Genomic DNA, 19,224 nt, shown 5'->3' on the forward strand with positions numbered 1-19,224 from the left:
GAGAGGATAAAGCCAATGAAACGGTTTACGAAAGAAGAAAATAGCTGGATGTATTATGATTGGGCAAATTCTGCTTATTCAATCATTATAACAACTGCTGTGTTCCCCTTATTTTTTAAAGCGGCTGCCACAAATGCTGGAGTAAGTGCTTCAAACTCCACAGCTTATTTAGGTTATACCATCGCCATCTCAACATTTATTTTAGCCATGCTGAGTCCTATTTTAGGGACGATCGCCGACTACAAAGGGCTAAAGAAACGGTTTTTCACGTTCTTTTTTTCATTAGGGATTGTGTCGACTGCCGTACTTGCTTTTATTCCGAGTGACCAATGGCTGCTATTATTAATTTTTTATACGTTTACGGCAATAGGATCGAGCGGTTCGAATGTTTTTTACGATGCTTTTCTAACAGATGTAACAACTGAGGAACGAATGAACAGAATCTCATCTCGGGGCTATGGATTAGGTTATATTGGCAGTACGATTCCGTTTATTATTAGTATTGCGATCATTGTTTTAGCTCAAAAGGGAATACTTCCGATCTCAACTGCAACAGGGAGTAAGATTGCTTTTTTGATAACAGCTGTTTGGTGGGGATTATTCAGTATCCCGCTTTTGAAGAATGTTTATCAGCGCTATGGCATTGAACGGGAACCAAAGCTTGTTCCTAACAGCTTTAAAAGACTTGGTGCAACGTTAAAAGAAATTCAAAAGTACCGGGCTTTGTTTTTATTCTTGTTGGCTTATTTCTTCTATATCGATGGTGTTGGTACGATCATTACGATGTCTACTGCATACGGTTCTGATTTAGGAATCAGCTCTACGAATCTATTGATTATTCTTTTCGCTACACAAGTAGTTGCCGCGCCTTTTGCTATTTTATACGGCAGGCTAGCTGAAAAGTTTACAGGCAAAAAGATGCTTTATGTAGGAATCTGTGTTTATATTATCGTTTGTATTTATGCTTATTTTTTAAAAACGACGACAGATTTCTGGATTTTGGCTATGCTTGTCGCAACATCACAAGGTGGGATTCAGGCATTAAGCCGTGCTTATTTTGCGAAACTTGTTCCTAAAAAGAACGCTAATGAGTTTTTCGGATTTTACAATATTTTTGGGAAATTTGCTTCCATAATGGGGCCGCTATTGATTGCTGTTACGGCTCAGGTTACAGGTAACTCAGCTAGTGCTGTATTCAGTCTTGTTATCCTATTCATCATTGGCATAACCATTCTTGTATTCGTACCAGAACCGAAAGTCGATTCATCTCACACAATAAGTGCATAGGGGATATTTCAATCATTGGCTGTTTCCACAAACTTTGTTGCTTTTGAATGAGGTTAATTTCCGTTGCAGTGGCTCGCTTTCCGCAGGGTGTGCGGTGAGCCCATTCGTCGCTTTGCGACATTGAATGGTCTAACCTGTCCCACTCTTCCTGCAGGAGTCTCGCCCTTCCGCTCCAATTAACTTTTCAAAGAAGATTTGCTTGAAACCACTTACTAAATAGCAACAATCTTTTAAAAAACCGCTTTTAGAAAAAGCCAAATAATTAGATGCATGACCCAAAAAAGTTTTCTCATTTTTCGGGTCTTTTCTTTGCCTTTTTTTGTGGGCACTTAATGCTTGCCGAAGCGTTCTATATAAAGAAGGGGTCTGTCCCGGGGACAGACCCGGGACAGACCCCTTTTTTATTACTGGGTTTTTAAGCCATCGCTTCTCTGTCTGTTTTTTGAACGCTTTTCTTTTTAAAGTTGAAAACGACAAATGACAAGAAAGCAAATACGACAAGATATGTTAAGAGTATGAACATATTTGAGAATGCTGATCCTATGTTATTAAGTGAGATTACGTCTTTAAAACCTGCTATGGAATACGTAAATGGAAGATACTCACTTAGGCTTCTTAAATTTTCAGGCAGCATTTCAATGGGCAGATTCGCCCCTGTGATTGATAGCTGCAAGATGACAAATCCTAAGGCAATAAAACGCCCAACGTTTCCTCCAAGTGCTGCTAAGAAAAGGACAATCGCAGAGAAGACAACGCTTACAACAATGGCGAACAAAATCAGCCCAAATGGATTACTGACGTCTACCCTGAGGATAAGAAGTACGACAGCTAAGAGTAATATAGCTTGAACAATGGCTAATCCTGCCAAGTTCATAAATTTCACAGCAAACCAGTTAAAGCTTGATACAAATGAAGGTCTTTTAAAGTCTATGAATAGAGACATGATCAAGATCCCTGCAAAAAGACCGAGAGTCAGAACATATGGTGCTGTAGAATCACGATAATGATGGTATTCGTTAACAGATGCACTTTTTAATTTTACGGGAGCAGCAAACATTTTTATATTATCGTTTGTTTTATTCAGTCCCCCTGTTTTTTCAGCTCCTGTTTTCAAACCAGAAGATAGCTTTTCACTTCCGTCATTGATTTTCCCGGCTCCATCATTCAGCTTCGTCGCTCCGGCAGAAAGTCTTTTCCATCCTTCGTCTACTTTTTGGTTCCCATCAGATATTTTTCCGGCACCTGCATCTAACTTTGAAACACCTGTAGTTAAATCCCCCCATCCTTTATTTACTTTGGCATTTCCATCTGCAATTTGGCCAGCACCAGCTTCTAGTTTACTGGAACCTGCTTCAAGCTTCCCTGCACCTGCTTCCAGTTTACCGGCTCCTGCATCAACTTTTATCTGACCGGCAACTAGTTTATTAAGCCCATCATTAAGTGCGGCAGTACCAGGCGCCACCTTGTAAGCGATTCCATCTGCAACCGAAACGGCTCCATCGTTAAGTGCAACAGACTTGGAGGATAAGCTCGTCAATCCAGCTGAAATTTCTTCTGCCCCATCGATAATCTGCTGATAATAAGGTCCCACATTAACAGTTGGATTAGCCTTTTTATATTCTTTTAGTCCTGCTACTAGTTTTTGAGCTCCGGCAGCGAGCTTTGCGGATCCAACTTTTAATTTGCCTGTCCCATCTGCAACTTTTCTGCTTCCTGGAACTAATTTTTGTGATACACCGTCATTTAGAGTTTGACTGCCGGCTTGCGCTTTCTGCAAACCTCCTAAAATTTGAGACGTCCCATCCTTTAGACTAACCGTTCCATCATGAAGGCTAACTGTCCCGTTATGAAGGGTAACCGTTCCATCATGGAGCTGTGAAGATCCATCTGAAAGTTTTTGTATATCACCTGATTTATCGTTCAGATTACTTAACAGCAGTCCTGTTCCGCTCTTCAATTCTTTTGTACCGTTAGCTAGCTTCGTAATATCTGATTGTTTAGAAGTGACAGAGCTTACGAGATCACTTGTCCCTTTATGCAGTTTCGTTGTTCCATCTGCAAGCTGAGAAGAGCCATCTGCCGCCTTCCCAAATCCAGTCGACACATCTCCTAAACTTGAAAACACTTTTGCAACGTACTGCTCAGTTATGGTATCTCCCAATTTTTCGCGAATTCTTTGTGTGGCCGTTTCTGTTACTTTTGATGCTAAAAAGTTAAGTCCCTCATTTTGAATGTACTCTAATTCAAGTTTTTTCGGATTAGGATCCAATACGGTCGTTACACGATGAGAAAAATCTTCAGGTATGATAATGGCCATATAATAGTCGTCCTTTTGAAGCCCTTTCATGGCTGCTGTTGAATTTACAAATTTCCAGCCTAAATCTTTTCCAGACTTCAAATTGGCTACTAAATCATCTCCAACGTTTATGGCTTGATCGCCAGAAACAGCCCCCTTATCATTGTTCACAACTGCAACGGGCAAGTTTGATAGATTATCATAGGGCCCCCATGTTGCGGATAAAAGAATTCCCCCATACACAACAGGCACAAGCAACGCAGCGATGACAGATAATAGAATGGCTTTACTAGCTGCCAATTTTGCAAATTCCGCGGAAAGCAAATTAAAAATGGTCATTCAGATTCCCTCCAAATGTGTAAGACTTTTTAAAATAAAAATGAATGGCTCCTCATTCATTAATTATCATAATATTCAAATAACATTAAGAAAGCTAGTATCTTCCGAAAAACACATATATTTTACTAGACCACACTACACTAAAGTAGTATTTTGATATACCAATGAATTAGTACCAAATCATTACAATGGGAAAAACAAGAAAATTTTATTAAACAAAAAAAGCCTTGCCCACGGAAATGGACAAAGCGAATGCAACCTATTTCTTATTGTGTTCGGCCATGCATCGGTATTTGAGACCTATGATTAGAAAACTTCGGTTATAGTGACTTCCATGCCTTTTACAAGCTTTTTTCAAGAGTTGCTTTTATTTCAGCATCCTGACATTGAGCAGCCATAGCATGTGCTTTTTTAGCCCCAAGCAAGTTCCAAGACAGCATATCTTTAATATAATTCAGATCTTTTCCAGTAATCATCGCAGGCGGATTTTGATAAATCAACTGTTGGTTCTGCCTCATATTTTGGTTTTGGTTTTGCATTTGCATAAAATTTCCTCCTTTTAAAATTTACGATCTTTGTTTCTCTTACTTAATCGTGATTATTCCTCATAATAAATTTTCCAAAATATAAAAAGATGACCTTAGCAAGGTAAACTACCTTCTTGGTCATCTCATGTTAATAGTCGTATTATATTTTATTGAACGATCCATTTCGGTCCAAGAATGGTTTTAATCCGATAAAAGTTGCCATAGGCTGCATTGACGGTATAAGATCCTGGATACAGGCTTGCAGCAGCCATTTTATGCCGAGTATCCGGACGGTCATACAAAGGAACTTTTGCCGTTAACTTGATCGTTTTAGTAATATGGGTGATTCGTTTTTCCCAGCGCTTATCTCCTTCTAATGCCATATAGAGACCCGCTTTTTTATTTCGAGCCCACTCATCATTAAATGCTGAAATTGGAACATTTGTTTCGCCAGCATATGGAGCTAATTCAAATGTGAAACCTGGGCGTTTATAAGTTTGAATGAACCAATCCTTATATCCACCACCGCTTGATAAATTTGTGTCAGGCGGAATTAATCTGTAGCCTGTCATACTGGCAAGTGTGCTTCCTAACGCCTTGTCCCCTCCATATGTACCGCTTCCATAGTTAAAATGATAATACAGAATTCTTCCTGCTGTATGATACGAAGTTGTAAGTTCTGGACTTACTAAAGAAGTAAGTGTCGTTAGTACTTTGGCTTCCGTTGTTTCTAGTGGTGCTTTTCCTTTGTAATCCTTATAAGATGGAGCCGTTGCATTATTAGAAATTTCTTTCCAGCGAGCCGGATATTGTCTATTCAGATCAATTCCTTGAGCATTTGATTTCCATCTTTTAAAATCTTTACTGCCGCCGTTCATTTTAATTAAATTTGCTTGTGACGAAGCTGGAAAAGCTGCAAGCCCTTTTTGTTGAAGAGTTACTCCATCTGGATTGGTCATTGGGACAAACCAAATCGATGTATTATTCAATACCTCTGCTACATTGTAGCCATCCATTGTACCGTTTAAAGAGTATTTTTCACTATACTGATCAATCATTTCCATCAAAATATTGGTCGTGATCCACTCTCTTGCATGGTGAGAACCGTTATACAAAACCGTTGCATCACCTCTCCCTAGCTTAACTGCCCAGATATCACGGCCATAAGCAGTTTTCCCCAAGGAACGATATTGAACCAATCCCGGATATTTCTGTGCAAGTGTTTTTATGTTGTTTGTTAATGTTTCATATGTATAGGTTTGATTTGGATTTACATAACTTGCTGCTTCAGCCTTACTCCCCAGACCCGAAAGCGCGAGTATAACAATTGTTATGAACCCTGCTAGTCCTTTTTTCACACCAACTTCTCCTTCCAAATTCTAATATTATTTGAATATATTAAAATTATATAGAGGAAATAAAATAGGCGCGCATGAGTTTAGTAGCTTTTATTATTTCATTTTGTTTACTGAATTTAAGTCAAACCTCATATGTTTCTGGTAATTTTCAAACAAAAATGTAAAACAAGAACCTTTTTAATTCTAAAAGAATAATTGTACAATAACTGTTAAAAATTAATTCTATTTTTGTCATACAAAAACTGTACAAAATGTTTAATATTCCGTAAAAAGTGGAATAAAATGTTTGTAATTGTATGAATTTAAAATTTAAAAGGAGGGTTTACAATGGCAAGTAAATTTGTAAAGGTTTTAGGTATCGTTTTTCTTATTCTTGGGGTAGTAGGGTTCTTTCTTCCAATGGAAGGTATTTTTCATCTAACAACTTCTCATAATATCGTCCATCTAGCTTCTGGTATTATTGCTTTGATTATGAGTTCGAGTGAAGCAAAAAGTATTCTATACGCAAAGGTATTCGGAGCTGTTTATTTACTGGTAGCCATACTAGGATTATTCATGCATGATTTTGCAGGAATCATGTTTATGATCGCAACTAACATCCTTCATTTTGTTATCGCCTTCGCTTCTCTATATGTCGGGTTTGCTTCACCTGCTTCAAAACAAGCAACTAACACGGTTGCCAGATAATTTTTCATCAATAAATAAGAGCATTCCATTTTATTTAGCGGAATGCTCTTTTTATGTGACTGTTTTCGTTAACTTTGTTGCTTTTGAAAGTGGTTGATTTCCGCTCCAGGATACAAACCGTTTCAGTTTTTCGGACTGTCCCATTGATCCCGCAGGACAAGAAAAACTTCGGAAGCGTTATATCACGAAGAAAATTGCAGTTCATTTTCGAGGTGTCTCGTCCTTCCACTCCAATTAACAGTTCAATGAAGTACTTCTGAAAAATATCTCTGTAGCTACAATTTTTTAGAAAAGAGTATTTATAATGGAACTAGTGTTATTTTTTACTGCCTTCAAATTCTTCTTCAAAATAAAACGTATTTGGCTGTTCTTGCACTTTATAGCAATATTTCTTCATATGTTTTACAAATTGAAATTTCGATATGGTCAAAGACTCCCCCGTTTTTAATACGGTTACGCTGTCTCCTTGGTTAAATAAGTTGCCTGTTTTCAAGTGGCCACTTCCCTTCATACTTCATTTTACCACAGTTCCGTTATTCATATTTGATTACAATTGCAATACTTCTTACTTTCTAAGGTTTTGTATGGACTTTATTGTGGGAAGAGTAATAAAGTACGCAAGACAAAACACGAGGGATCATAAATGAAAAAAGAAAAAAAAACAATGGATATACCAGACCGTCAGTACTTTTTCCCAGCACAGATCGTTGAATACTTCATAGAAGAAGGAAAAGCTTCACTTCAAATCACAACTCTTGCCCAATTTATTCTTTCGTTTATGGCCGGTTCATTTATTGCTTTTGGTGCATTAGGATCCGTCCTTTTGTCTATGAACGTCCATACTCCAGGTATATACAACCTGCTTTCAGGTATAGGATTTGCTATCGGGTATGCGATGATCTTTTTATCCGGATCTATTCTATTTACAGAGATTAATGTTCTGCTGCCCAGCTATATTCTACAAAGTAAATATTGGATCAGCAAAAAAGTGCTGCGCTTTTGGGGCATATGTTATGCGGGTAACTTTTTAGGAGCTTTATTTGTAGGGTTTTTGCTGAATATGTCAGGATCTCTTGATAAAGAGTTTTATGACGGATTGATAAAGTTCATGGAAAAAAAGATGGAATTTACTGACCGAGGTGTATGGGGCTGGTTTCAAGTTTTATTTTCGGGGATTCTTGCCAACTGGCTTATTGGGATTGCAGCGGTATTGGCAACAGCAGCAAGGGACGTAATGGGAAAAATATTTGGTATATTAATGCCTGTAATTATATTCGAAGCTGGCAATTTCCAGCATGCTGTAGCAAATATGGGATATTTCAGCATTTCTGTTTTAGAGGGCTTTCAATACAGTTGGTGGCATTTTATACTGCTCAATCTTATTCCAGCAACGATCGGGAACTTAATCGGCGGAGGCATCCTTGTCTCTCTCTTATTATCATTTGCTTTTAAAGAACATATTGATGATGATATCGTCAAAAAAGAGGAAGAAGTTTTTGAAAAAGAAAAGAAAAAAAACAAGAAGAAATGAAACTAGTCACACCTCTATTGTCATATACAGTGGAGGTGTTTTTTGTTACAGTTCATTTATAGCCGAAAGAATGATAATCAATATTAGCTCTTTTCAAAATGCTCTTTTCTAAAAGATTGTTAGTCATTTTCGTAAAGAGACTTCGTTGAAAGTTGATCGGAGTGCAAGGTGCGAGACTCCTGCGGGATCAGTGGGACAGGAGAGACCATTCAATGTCGCAAAGCGACGAAGGGGCTCACCGCACGCCCCGCGGAAAGCAAGCATCCTGAAACGGAGATCAAACACTCCATTTTTTCAGCATCAAAGTTTACGAAAACTGCTTTAATAAAAAGGATGACAACTCATGTCTTACAGAACAAAGATAGCTTATTTCCATATTGTGATCGGTGCCTCTCTTTGGGGAATCATCGGTTATTTTGTTAAAGAACTTGCCCTTATAGGATTTACTCCATTACAAATTGTTTTTTTAAGAGCAATGAGCGCCCTAATTTTTTTCTTCCTTTGGATTGTTTTGTACCAGCCGCGGTTATTAAAAATTCACTGGAAAGACAGCTGGTACTTTATTGGAACAGGGATTTTAAGCATTACCTTTTTCAACTGGTGTTATTTTACGACCATACAGAATGCTTCATTAGCCATCGCTGCCATACTATTGTATACAGCCCCTGTATTTGTTTTATTGATTTCAATTTTCGTATTTAAAGAAACACTAACTATAAAGAAGCTTATTGCCTTGTTCCTTACTTTTTTTGGCTGTACGCTAGTTTCTGGTCTGTTCTCTGGTCAATTCTCGCAGTTGTCTTGGACAGGGCTGCTTACAGGGTTAGGTGCTGGTTTTGGCTATTCCCTATATAGTATCTTCGGAAAACTCGCAGGAAAGAAATATGAAACGCTAACGATCAGCTTTTATACTTTTCTTTTTGCTCTTATTGTATTATTTCCAATCAGTCATATCGCTGATGCGAATATTGAATTATTAAGCGGAAAAGTGCTAGGATATACGGCAGGATTAGGGTTGCTTCCTACTGTTCTTGCATACTGGTTCTATACAAATGGATTAAAACAAGTCGAGGCAAGTAAAGCCTCAATCGTGTCGACGATTGAACCGGTCGTAGCTACAGTAATGGGGCTATTTCTTTATAAGGAAGCCGTTTCATTTGTTCAACTGCTTGGAATCCTGCTCGTTTTAGGTGCTGTACTCCTCATCCAAGAAAGAAAGAATACATTCGAACTCGATAAAGCACTAAAAAGAACATAAGAAAAAGGGTGCAATTTTGCACCCTTTTTTATAGGCTATCTTCGTAAATTTTGTTGTTTTTGAAAGAGGTTAATCTCTTCTCTTTGTGGCTTGCTTTCCTTAGTGTGTGCGGTGAGCCCCACTTGTCCCCCAGGAGTCTCGCACCTTGCACTTCAATTAACTTTTCAATGAAGGTGCTTTATGCCTTAAACGCAACAATCTTTCAGAAAAGACCTTTTTTATAAAATAGACCGCAGAAAATCTTGTGTGCGCTCTTCTTTTGGATGGTCGAACAGCTCCTGAGGGTTTCCTTTTTCCCAGATCTGACCGTCATGCATATAAACGACTTCATCTGCTACTTCTTTCGCAAATCCCATTTCATGCGTTACGACGACCATCGTCATTCCTTCCTGAGCTAACTCTTTCATTGTTGCGAGCACTTCTCCTACTAGTTCGGGATCGAGTGCTGATGTTGGTTCATCAAAGAGCATAATATCAGGCTTCATGGCAAGCGCGCGCGCAATCGCAACACGCTGCTTTTGACCGCCAGAAAGCTTGGCAGGATATACATCAGCTTTGTCTGATAAACCAACTTTTCTTAAAAGCTCAATCGCATATTTTTTTAATTCAGCTTTATTCTCTTTTTTTACCATGAGCGGTGCTTCCATTACATTTTCAAGCACTGTTTTATGCGGAAACAAGTTAAAATGCTGAAACACCATCCCTACTTTTTGTCTCACTTCGTTCAGGTTGTGTGATTTGGGATCAATTTCTTCCCCCTCAATAACGACCTTCCCGCCATTTTTTATCTCAAGAAAATTGATGCAGCGAAGGAGCGTACTTTTACCAGATCCACTAGCTCCGATTAATACGACAACTTCACTTTCTTTTACTTCTAAGTTTACTTCTTTTAAAACTTCAAGATCACCAAAGCTCTTTTTCAAGTTTTCTATTCTTATCATTTCTTTTTTCATTTGAATCCCCTCCCTATTCACCAGCTGAAAGTTTCTTTTCTAATAGATTCACGAGCAGTGTGAAAAGAAGGACTAAAACAAGATAATACATTCCAACGATGATTAAATACGTCATCTCGTCGAATGTTCTTGAGCCTTGAGTTGTAGCAACATTAAATAGTTCAGTAAGCGCAATAAACGAAGCCAACGAAGAATCTTTGAGCCCGATAATGAATTGATTTCCTAATGGCGGAAGTGCTCGTTTGAAGGCTTGCGGAAGTATAATTCTTCTCATTGTTAATCCATAAGGCATTCCTAATGAACGTCCTGCTTCCATTTGACCTTTATCAATTGACTGGATCGATCCTCTAAAAATTTCTGCAATATATGCTCCATTATGCATCGCAAGACCGTAAACAGCACACCAGAATGCAGGGATTCCGAGTTGAGCTAAACCAAAATAAAAGATAAAGATTTGAACAATTAAAGGTGTTCCCCTAATGATTGCTATATAAATGTTTGAAATCCAATTTAAGATTTTTATACCTGAAATTTTGAATAAGGCAAAAATGAGACCAATAACGGTTCCTATTAAAATGGATACCACTGTAAGCCTCAAAGTCAGCCATAAACCTTTCATAAACAGTGGATAACTATCCACTAATACATCCAGAATATGAGCAATATCAAACATGCGTGGTGCCTCCCTTTTTCTCTCTCAAACTTGTTTGTGCAAAAAGAAAGCCGCCGGCATTCTGAACATGCGGGCGGCTCACACTGCGTTATTCAGGCTTTTTTGTGATATCTGCTCCGATGTATTTTTTGCTCAATTTCTCCAGTGTTCCATCTTCTTTTAGTTTCTTAAGAGCTTTGTTGATTGCTTTTAATAATTCTTTATCTTCTTTCTTAACGGCGATTGCTTGCTCACTTGTTCCTAACTGTTCTTGCTCAACAATTTTAAAGCCTTTTTCAATCGCTTGCTTTCCTGTAATAGCATCTGTAATAACCGCATCATGCTTTCCTTCACTTAATGCTCTCAATGCCGTTGCATCACTATCATAATTTTTAATGTTGTCGGTAAAATCCTGAGCGGATTTTTCATAGGTAGAGCCTTTTGAAACAGCAACTTCTTTTCCTTTTAAATCTTCTTTTGTTTTAATATCACTGTCCGGCCGTGTGAAGATGACAGGACCAGAGTAATAGTATGGCTCGCTGAAATTCACTGCTTTCTTACGATCATCAGTGATTGTATGGCTTGCCACTGCTGCGTCAAAACGATCTGCCTTTATGGCGGAAATTGCCCCGTGGAATTTAAACTTTTCCGGTTTTGGCTTTAATCCAAGTTCTTTTGCTACTGCCTTACCTACAGCCACATCAAAGCCTGTCAGGTTACCATTTTTGTCTACTGAACTAAATGGAGGAAACTCACCAGAGACGATATAATTAAACTCCCCCTTGTTTTTGAGTTCCGGACCCCCGTCGCTTGAACCGCTGCTGCCGCATGCTGCTAGCAGAAACATTGATAGAACCACTACTAAAATACTAACCCTCTTTTTTAAATCGTTCATTCTTATCCTCCTTGAAATCCCATTTAGTAGTTTAAGACTAAGTCACAAGGTTAACATGAAACATTATTTTTCTCAATTTTCAACAAATTCAAAAGGATGAAAATTATCTATCATTTCATGTTCCTGTACTTGTAATACCCTATTAGAAATGGTTATAAACACCAAGTTAGCAAGCAAAAAACACTTCTTCATTATTACGACAAAGAAGTGTTTTCCTTTTAGGGTAAAAGTTTTGTTGGCAACAGCAGTGTGACTGTCGTTCCGTAGTCTAATTTACTCTCAAATGTTATGTTTCCATGATGGTTTTCAACAATTTTCAGGCTGACCATTAACCCTAATCCGATCCCTTTTTCTTTGTTTGAATAAAAGGGTTCTCCTAATCGGGCAAGCCGGTCCTCCCCGATACCAACCCCTTGATCGATTACTTTAATATACACGTAGCCTTCGTCATGGACCCCCGTTTCCACCGTAATATTGCCGCCATATAACATCGCCTCGATCGCATTTTTAATCACATTAATTATGACTTGTTTAATCTGATTTCCTTCACACAAAATATCGGGTACTTTCCGTAAATTTGTCTTAAACTGAACATTGTTCAGATTAGCTTCTGAATCAAGCAAAGTTATCGTTTGTTTAATAAAATCATTCACGTTGCGATGTTGAAAAACAGTGTCTTGATGAGGTTTTGCCAGCACAAGAAATTCGGTTATGATCGATTCAATTCGATCCATTTCAGAAAGAATAATTTCACTATGAAGTTCATCCATATCAGGCTTCATCAGCTGTACAAAGCCTTTAATGCTAGTGAGAGGATTTCTGATTTCATGAGCGATCCCAGCAGCGAGTTCACCTACTACCGTTAACTTATCTGATTTCCTAAGAAGTTCTTCCTTTTCCTTTAAATCTGTTATATCTTCCGTTATTCCTGCAATACGATAGATCGCACCTTCGTCATTTGTAATAGGAAATACACGAGTCCGGATCCAGCGGATTTTTTTATTATTATTTTGAATGCGATACTCGATTACTGGCTCACCAAAACCTATTGATTTGATAAAGGTTTGCACAAGATCCCAATCTTCTGAATGAACTTCAGAAAATACAGAAGTAAAAGGCGCATCACCTTCTAAATCCCATATTTTCTCGTATGCCTTAGACACATAGATAAGATTACGTGTTTTATAATCTTCCATCCAAAAAACATCTTTTGCATGTTCAGCAAATTGGCGGAACCTTTCTTCGCTTTCTTGAAGTCCTATTTCCATTCTTTTCGTTTTTGTGATATCCCTTGAAACTCCTACAATCCCTTCAACTAATCCTTGGTCATTTCTTATCGGAGAAAGGATATCTTGGTAATATAGCCGCTCACCGCCACGGATGTTGCTCCATTCATAAAGCTGTGACTGTCCTTTCAGCACCTGCTCGCATACCTTTTCAAAGCCTTTACTAATCTCTTCTCCGAACACCTCATAAATATCTTTGCCGAGAAAATAAGCAGGTGTAATGTTATGTTTCTTCAGCCATTTGCCATAGATACCCGTATGTACTAGATTTTTATCGAGGGTAAACACGGTATCGTCCATCGAATCAACGAGTGAGCGAAATCGCTCCTCGCTGAGACTTAGTGCTTGTTCTGTTTCCTTCCTTTTCGTGATGTCCACAAACGTCAGCACGACTTTATCTAATTTGTTCTCGTTATCGAGAATCCGTTTTGTACTTATGACGATCCAGCGGAGTTCGTTTAGCAATTCACTTATTAATCCAAGCTCATACTCATTTACTTCAATACCATTTGACAATGTTAGTTGGGAAGGCAGTTCAGGAAACGATAGTTCTCTCTTGTTTTGATCGATCATTTTATAGGGCATATCATGCAAAAAACGCCCCTCCATATCACTTTTAGAAAGGCCAAGTATCGAACATGCTTTTTGATTTGCAAGCAGTATTCTGTTTGAGCAATCCAATACGATAATTCCGCTTGAAACTGCTTCATATAATGTATCCATTATTTCTTTGTTTCTTTTTACTTCAAACGATGATTCGCGCATAGGTTACATCCTTGCCGGTTTATTTTTATGCAGAGTATTATTTTACAAGAATTGTATATTATCTATTTTTCTATGAAATACAAAAAATTACAAGGCTTTTTTGAAGGATATAACAAAAGAATGTTATTCAAGTATTTTCACAGGCGCTCGATTGAAATGATTGTTTAAAATAAAGGCTGTTTTCACATGTTCTGCTGCACTTGTAAGTGTTTTCCTTAAGCATCAATGTCGGCGAGAACAGACTCTAGAAAAAGCGTTAAAAACTGGATTAGTTTTTTATGATTCCACCCTTTTTTCTGATTAAATCATTCATCTGCAGGATTTCTTTTATTGTTTTTGAGGTAAGTACAAGTATGTACGATTTGTTAAAGTCTGACTTTACATAAGAAAGATTCATGAAGGCACCTTACTCGTAATAGTTTAATAGTGATACTTTTAGGAGGGATGACTTTGTTGTTATTTTCAATATTTGCCGCCATTGCTTTTTACTTATTAACAAGAAAAGATTCAAACAAATTCCGTAAGATTTCCTGGCCAGTATATGGCGCAGCCATACTTACTTTTATGATTGGTTTGCTTGTATTGCAGCCTGAAACCACCACTTATTTATTATGGTCACAGTTCTTTTTCCTGCTGTTGCTCATTCCGATTTTTGTACTTGTTATCCGTGAAATATGGCAAATGAACCACGATAACCCTGAATGGTTAAAATATATCATTTCCATTCCTGTATCCTTGCTTTTTATTTTCACACTTTGGGCTTGTTGGAATGCGTTTCCTGTCATGATGTATATTTTTTGAGGTTCATAAAAAAAGGATAACCAGATCTTCTGGTCATCCTCTTTTTTTGTTGGTTATGTTTGTACTTTGTTTAATTCAGTGTGATACGTTTGAAAAAGTTTGCTGCTTTCCTCTTTCATTTTTTCAATGAGCTCTTGCGGATGAATTACTTTAGCTTGATCACCCCAGGCAAGCAGCCAGCGGACCAGTCCTTCACTTACAGCAGCACGAGTTTTTACGATAAATGTATGTTCATCTAACGGTCGAATATCTGCGTCCAGCCCAAATCGATCGATCATTACGTTGATTAAATCATTTGTGAATTGCAATGTAATGGCTGCTTCTTCTCCTGAATACATGTTAAACGATTGATTGATCCGTTCAGGAAGATTCATTTGCTGCGGATTAAAATACTCTTTTTCTAATTCTACATTTCTCATTCTGTCGATTCGATAATGACGGACTTCCCCGTACTTCATATATTCACCAATTAAATAATAATAATCGTTTTTCCACACTACACCATATGGTTTTACAAAATAATATTCACCGCTCTAGGTTCGACACTATAATGCTCACCAAAAGATTGCTGAAGCTTCTTTACCAAGTCATTGATGGATAATTCGTTCTCACTGTCGGTTTCTTTCTGAAAAATCTGCAGAATCTTTAAAAGACGCTATCGTATAAAAGAAAACGTCTTATGGCAACCATAAGACGTTTTCTTTCTATTTGTAATGTACGCCCGAAAAAGACAAATTGGCTATTTGTCTTTTTCGAGGGTCTGTCCCCCCATCAATGAGAGGACTTCTTTGACGATGGTGTTGATTTTTTGATTAATGAAATCATCTCCAAATTTCTCTTTCGCCTGAACAATGGCTGTTATGACTTCCTCATCATATCGAATAATCTCTTTGTCGTCTTCTGCTTCATTGTATAAATCAATCATCCGATCTAAACCTTCTTGCATGCGGTCTATAGCCTCACTATATTTTTCGCGGTCCTCATTATTATATTTCACTTTCATCACCCATCTTTAGTTTTTCCATCTCTTTTTACTATCAAACTCTCTAAACTTACAATGTGTGACTATTTTCACTATGTTTTCAACTGAATGTATACTATAATGATTTGGTTATTATTATCTTGATATATATTTTTTTACATATTCGAAGAAAGGAGGGGAAAACATGATTCGAAGATGGTTTACACTCAAAAGAAAACAGACTCACATTTTACATGAATCAAGTGCGTCAAATTCTGCTCTAGGTTTATGTACAGATGAAAGAACCACTCCAGATCCGGTTAAGGAAATCTCTCATTTCAAAAGCCGCTTGAAAGAGTTTGGAATAGAATTTAGACAATTAGCAGCGAGTTCGCCGCATGATGACAAACAAAGATTGCAAGCTATTCGGGTAGCAGAAGAAATAGCAGGAAACCCTGAAATGAGAAACTACTTCTTAACATGGAAACGTTTGCCCCTCCTTCATGATCAAAAATCCCAGCAGCAAAAACTGACCATGAAAAGGCAGCGTGAATACATTACCGCCCTCACCTTGATTTTTATAGAGAATTATCAGGTACTGCTGCGATACGTGCCTGGAACGGGAGGAACTTACGAATGAACAAAGCGATAATTGTAGAGGTTAATAACCGTCACCTCATTGTGCTGGCAGAAGGCGGAGAATTTAAAAAAATTAAGAACACAAACTCAAACCATCAAGTTGGACAAGAAATCATACTGCCAACTAAAAATATGAATCTTGGTTCTATTATGTCTGTGATGTTTAATTGGAAAACAGGTACAGCAGCTGCACTTGCTATTATTCTATTATTCTTCCAAGTGCTATCTCCTATTACTGGCCAAGGTGCATATGCTTATGTGGGAATGGATATGGATCCTAGCCTTGAATTAAAAATTAACGAAAAGATGCAGGTGCTAAACATCGTTTCATTTAATGAAGAGGGTAAAAATGTTTTAAATCATTTAGAAGATTGGAAGAAAAAAAATATTTCAATCGTTACAAATGATATCTTTGAAATCAGCAAAAAACTTGGATACTTGCAGACTGATGATGAAGTACTCATTACTACAACTCTTTCTGAAGAAGTCCCTGAGAATAAAGAACAAGAGCTAAAAGAACGTGTTAATGAAGTGATGAATAAGACTGCAAAAGAAAAATCTGTTGAGATGACAACCATCGTCATCAGTTCTAAAGAGCGTGAAAAAGCAAAGGAAATGAAAATATCTCCCGGACAATATGCTATTTATACTGCTGCTAAAAAATCGGGAATCCATATTACAGCCAAAGAAGTTTCGGGTAAAACGATAGAAGAAATATCTGAAAAAGTCGGACCAATCAAAGAGTTGCTGGATCAAAACAAAGAAACAGCTTCAACGGATGAGAAAAAAACAAATCATGTTTATGAACCTCCTCTTCCGGTATTAGATCAAAAAGAAGGCAAGGAATCTGAATCTGATGAAGGTCAAGGAAACAGCATACAGATTTCTCCTGATCCACACCAAACTGAAAAACAACCAGCAAAACCTGCACTTGCTTTTGTAGAACCGAGAATGGAAAATAAGAGTTCTTCAGTATCAAGTAAAGCTGAAAAAGATAACGATAAAGATAAAGAAAAGAAAATGGTTAAAGAAAAAGAAAAGCCAAAAGCATTATCAACAGTAAAATCTCCGGATAAAGAGATAGAGATAAAGCTTCCGGATAAAAAAGCTGAAACGGCTGCTCAGCCTGCTAAACCAAAAGAAGAAGAACCAAAGGCTGAACTTCCTAGTGATGAACCCAAAAAAGAGGAACCGAAAACTGAAGCTCCTAAAACGACTGAAGCTCCTGCTAACACACCAAAGACAGAAACAGAACAAAAGCCTAAACAGGAAGAACCCGTCGATCCAACAGATAAGGATAACTCGATTATCATTGAAATTATTCTAGATGGCACAATAATATCTGTACACATTAATGCTGATCCGAATGTGATTAATGAAGACTTATCAAAAAAAGCTTTAGCACTTATCAATCAAAATTTATTAAAAAGTTACGAAACTGCGTCATCAAGTGATACAGAAGCAACACAGGATGCCGCCAATGATTTTTCTTCAACTGAAGAAAAGTGTTCTGAAGAAAACAGTGTGAATGAGCTCCAATCGCAGCCTGCTGATCTGCAAGCCTCGTAAACTCCGGAAATTTCCGGAGTTTTTTTAATTAGGATCACTCCGTATAAGCATCTATCTTTTATGGCAATAGTGCTAATAGGAGGAGAATGCACATGCGCGGTATATATCACAAATACTTACGTCTACCAATGCTGATTCGAGTTGGTCTGATTCTTTTCATTATTCTTATAACAAGTGCATTGTTAGCGCATTTCTATGAGAGAAAAACTTTTCCTACTATTTTTGAAGGTTTCTATTGGGCTGTCATTACAGCCGGTACAGTTGGTTTTGGCGACATCGCTCCTAAAACACATGCTGTCCGAATACTCGCGATTTTTCTTGTCTTTTTAGGAGGTGCATTTTTAGCTTATTTAACGGCACATTTTGCATCTGCAGTCGTAAAAAATGAAAATCGTTTTTTTGAGGGGAAAAATATGTATAAAAATGAAGATCATATTATCATTGTCGGCTGGAATGAACGTTCTCGCAACACATTAAAATCCTTATTAAATGAAATGACCGCCTATCACTTAGTTTTAATTGATCATTCTTTAAAAGAAAACCCATTGTACCAGAACGGCCTCCATTATATTCAAGGAAAGCCTTATGAAGATCAAACGTTGATAAATGCAAATATTGAGAAAGCAAAACTTGTTTTAATTACAGCGGATTCTAATCTAACAGAACAGGATGCAGACATGAATACGATTCTTTCTGTTTTGACAGCACGCGGCCTCAATGAGAATGTTCTAATTCATGCAGAAATTCTTACTAAGGAGCAAACCATCAATGCCAAAAGAGCTGGTGCCGATTTTATCATTCATACTTCTAATCTGGCTTCTATTGAAATGGTAAAACACTTAAAATCCAAATATCCCCTCACCAAAAATGGAGGATGACCCAAAAGATGTTTTATTAATCGTTTGGGTCTTTTTCTTTCAAAGGCTGTTTTCGTATTCATTGTTGCTATTGAATGAGGTTAATCTCCATTGCAGGACTCGCTTTCCGCAGGGTGTGCGGTGAGCCCAATCGTCACTATGTGACATTGATTAGTCTCACCTGTCCCACTCATCCTGCAGGAGTCTCGCCTTCCTCTCCAATTAACTGTTCAATGAAGAGTTCTTCAAAAATCTCTGAGTAGCAAAAATCTTTTAGATAAGAACCTTTATCAAAGGCTGTTTTCGTATTCATTGTTGTTTTTTAAGTTTAAGTAGTTGATTTCCGTCCCAGGGTGCTCGCTTTCCGCGGGGCAGGCGGTGAGCCACATTCTTACGTTTCACGTATAAGTGTCTCACCTGCCCGCCTGTCCCGCAGGAGTCTCGCCCCTTCCCCTTCAATCAACTTTACAATGAAGAACTTCAAAATCTCTTTGTAGCAACAATCTTTTAAAAAAGAGCCTAAAAAGACTGTTTTCGTATTCATAGTTGCTTTGAATGTAGTT

Annotated in this window: 17 protein-coding genes and 1 pseudogene; 8 read left to right on the forward strand and 10 right to left on the reverse strand. The window is 37.7% G+C overall.

The window, feature by feature from the left end:
- Positions 1–15: 15 nt before the first annotated feature.
- Positions 16–1,287: an MFS transporter gene (locus J2X07_RS15925; protein ID WP_310260870.1), complete on the forward strand. Its 1,272-nt coding sequence runs from the start codon at positions 16–18 to the stop codon at positions 1,285–1,287.
- A 415-nt stretch (positions 1,288–1,702) separates the two neighbouring features.
- Here the strand turns inward: J2X07_RS15925 and J2X07_RS15930 are convergent, their stop codons facing one another.
- The 3 genes from J2X07_RS15930 to J2X07_RS15940 form a co-directional block, all read right to left on the reverse strand.
- Positions 1,703–3,922 carry a YhgE/Pip domain-containing protein gene (locus J2X07_RS15930; protein WP_310260873.1) on the reverse strand — a complete coding sequence of 740 codons (2,220 nt, stop codon included), beginning with the start codon at positions 3,920–3,922 and terminating at the stop codon, positions 1,703–1,705.
- A gap of 341 nt (positions 3,923–4,263) precedes the next feature.
- The gene (locus tag J2X07_RS15935; RefSeq protein ID WP_310260876.1) at positions 4,264–4,467 is read right to left on the reverse strand and encodes a hypothetical protein; all 204 of its coding nucleotides are present in this window, start codon (positions 4,465–4,467) and stop codon (positions 4,264–4,266) included.
- Between the two features lie 149 nt (positions 4,468–4,616).
- A complete protein-coding gene (locus J2X07_RS15940; RefSeq protein ID WP_310260878.1) occupies positions 4,617–5,807 on the reverse strand; it encodes a M14 family zinc carboxypeptidase in 1,191 nt (396 codons plus the stop codon).
- 327 nt (positions 5,808–6,134) lie between these two features.
- Here J2X07_RS15940 and J2X07_RS15945 point away from each other — a divergent pair, with 327 nt between their 5' ends.
- A complete protein-coding gene (locus tag J2X07_RS15945; RefSeq protein ID WP_310260882.1) occupies positions 6,135–6,494 on the forward strand; it encodes a DUF4383 domain-containing protein in 360 nt (119 codons plus the stop codon).
- Between the two features lie 316 nt (positions 6,495–6,810).
- On the opposite strand, the gene J2X07_RS15950 is transcribed toward J2X07_RS15945, so the two are convergent.
- Complete coding sequence (locus J2X07_RS15950; protein ID WP_310260885.1) at positions 6,811–6,987, reverse strand: hypothetical protein; 177 nt, start codon at positions 6,985–6,987, stop codon at positions 6,811–6,813.
- A gap of 150 nt (positions 6,988–7,137) precedes the next feature.
- Between J2X07_RS15950 and J2X07_RS15955 the strand changes: the two genes are divergently transcribed.
- On the forward strand, positions 7,138–8,025 hold the full coding sequence (locus J2X07_RS15955; protein ID WP_310260888.1) for a formate/nitrite transporter family protein: 888 nt from the start codon (positions 7,138–7,140) through the stop codon (positions 8,023–8,025).
- A 343-nt stretch (positions 8,026–8,368) separates the two neighbouring features.
- Positions 8,369–9,283, forward strand: coding sequence for a DMT family transporter (locus J2X07_RS15960; RefSeq protein WP_310260890.1), 915 nt, complete (start codon positions 8,369–8,371; stop codon positions 9,281–9,283).
- Positions 9,284–9,501: 218 nt separating this feature from the next.
- Here J2X07_RS15960 and J2X07_RS15965 read toward each other — a convergent pair whose 3' ends face one another.
- From J2X07_RS15965 to J2X07_RS15980, 4 genes are all read right to left on the reverse strand, one after another.
- On the reverse strand, positions 9,502–10,236 hold the full coding sequence (locus tag J2X07_RS15965) for an amino acid ABC transporter ATP-binding protein (RefSeq protein WP_396194418.1): 735 nt from the start codon (positions 10,234–10,236) through the stop codon (positions 9,502–9,504).
- Positions 10,237–10,249: 13 nt separating this feature from the next.
- Positions 10,250–10,909 (reverse strand): amino acid ABC transporter permease, encoded by a 660-nt coding sequence (locus tag J2X07_RS15970; RefSeq protein ID WP_310260892.1) that lies wholly within the window; start codon positions 10,907–10,909, stop codon positions 10,250–10,252.
- A gap of 88 nt (positions 10,910–10,997) precedes the next feature.
- A complete protein-coding gene (locus J2X07_RS15975; protein ID WP_310260895.1) occupies positions 10,998–11,783 on the reverse strand; it encodes a transporter substrate-binding domain-containing protein in 786 nt (261 codons plus the stop codon).
- A gap of 218 nt (positions 11,784–12,001) precedes the next feature.
- Entirely contained in the window at positions 12,002–13,834 is a 1,833-nt protein-coding gene (locus J2X07_RS15980) for a PAS domain S-box protein (protein ID WP_310260898.1), read from the reverse strand.
- Positions 13,835–14,284: 450 nt separating this feature from the next.
- Between J2X07_RS15980 and J2X07_RS15985 the strand changes: the two genes are divergently transcribed.
- A complete protein-coding gene (locus J2X07_RS15985; protein ID WP_310260902.1) occupies positions 14,285–14,635 on the forward strand; it encodes a hypothetical protein in 351 nt (116 codons plus the stop codon).
- Between the two features lie 53 nt (positions 14,636–14,688).
- On the opposite strand, the pseudogene J2X07_RS15990 reads toward J2X07_RS15985, so the two are convergent.
- Both J2X07_RS15990 and J2X07_RS15995 read right to left on the reverse strand, forming a co-directional pair.
- Positions 14,689–15,144 (reverse strand): annotated as a pseudogene (locus J2X07_RS15990) (WYL domain-containing protein); the annotation flags it as partial.
- A gap of 230 nt (positions 15,145–15,374) precedes the next feature.
- Entirely contained in the window at positions 15,375–15,632 is a 258-nt protein-coding gene (locus tag J2X07_RS15995) for an atypical membrane-integrating protein (Mistic protein) (protein ID WP_310260905.1), read from the reverse strand.
- A 169-nt stretch (positions 15,633–15,801) separates the two neighbouring features.
- On the opposite strand from J2X07_RS15995, the gene J2X07_RS16000 reads away from it, so the two are divergent.
- The 3 genes from J2X07_RS16000 (at position 15,802) to J2X07_RS16010 (ending at position 18,682) form a co-directional block, all read left to right on the forward strand.
- Positions 15,802–16,236, forward strand: coding sequence for a hypothetical protein (locus tag J2X07_RS16000; protein WP_310260908.1), 435 nt, complete (start codon positions 15,802–15,804; stop codon positions 16,234–16,236).
- On the forward strand, positions 16,233–17,804 hold the full coding sequence (locus tag J2X07_RS16005; RefSeq protein ID WP_310260912.1) for an anti-sigma-I factor RsgI family protein: 1,572 nt from the start codon (positions 16,233–16,235) through the stop codon (positions 17,802–17,804). Before J2X07_RS16000 ends, J2X07_RS16005 begins: the two co-directional genes overlap by 4 nt.
- Positions 17,805–17,896: 92 nt before the next feature.
- Complete coding sequence (locus J2X07_RS16010; RefSeq protein WP_310260915.1) at positions 17,897–18,682, forward strand: potassium channel family protein; 786 nt, start codon at positions 17,897–17,899, stop codon at positions 18,680–18,682.
- Positions 18,683–19,224: the final 542 nt, after the last annotated feature.

This window comes from Fictibacillus barbaricus (assembly GCF_031457135.1).
GTDB lineage: Bacteria > Bacillota > Bacilli > Bacillales > Fictibacillaceae > Fictibacillus > Fictibacillus barbaricus_A.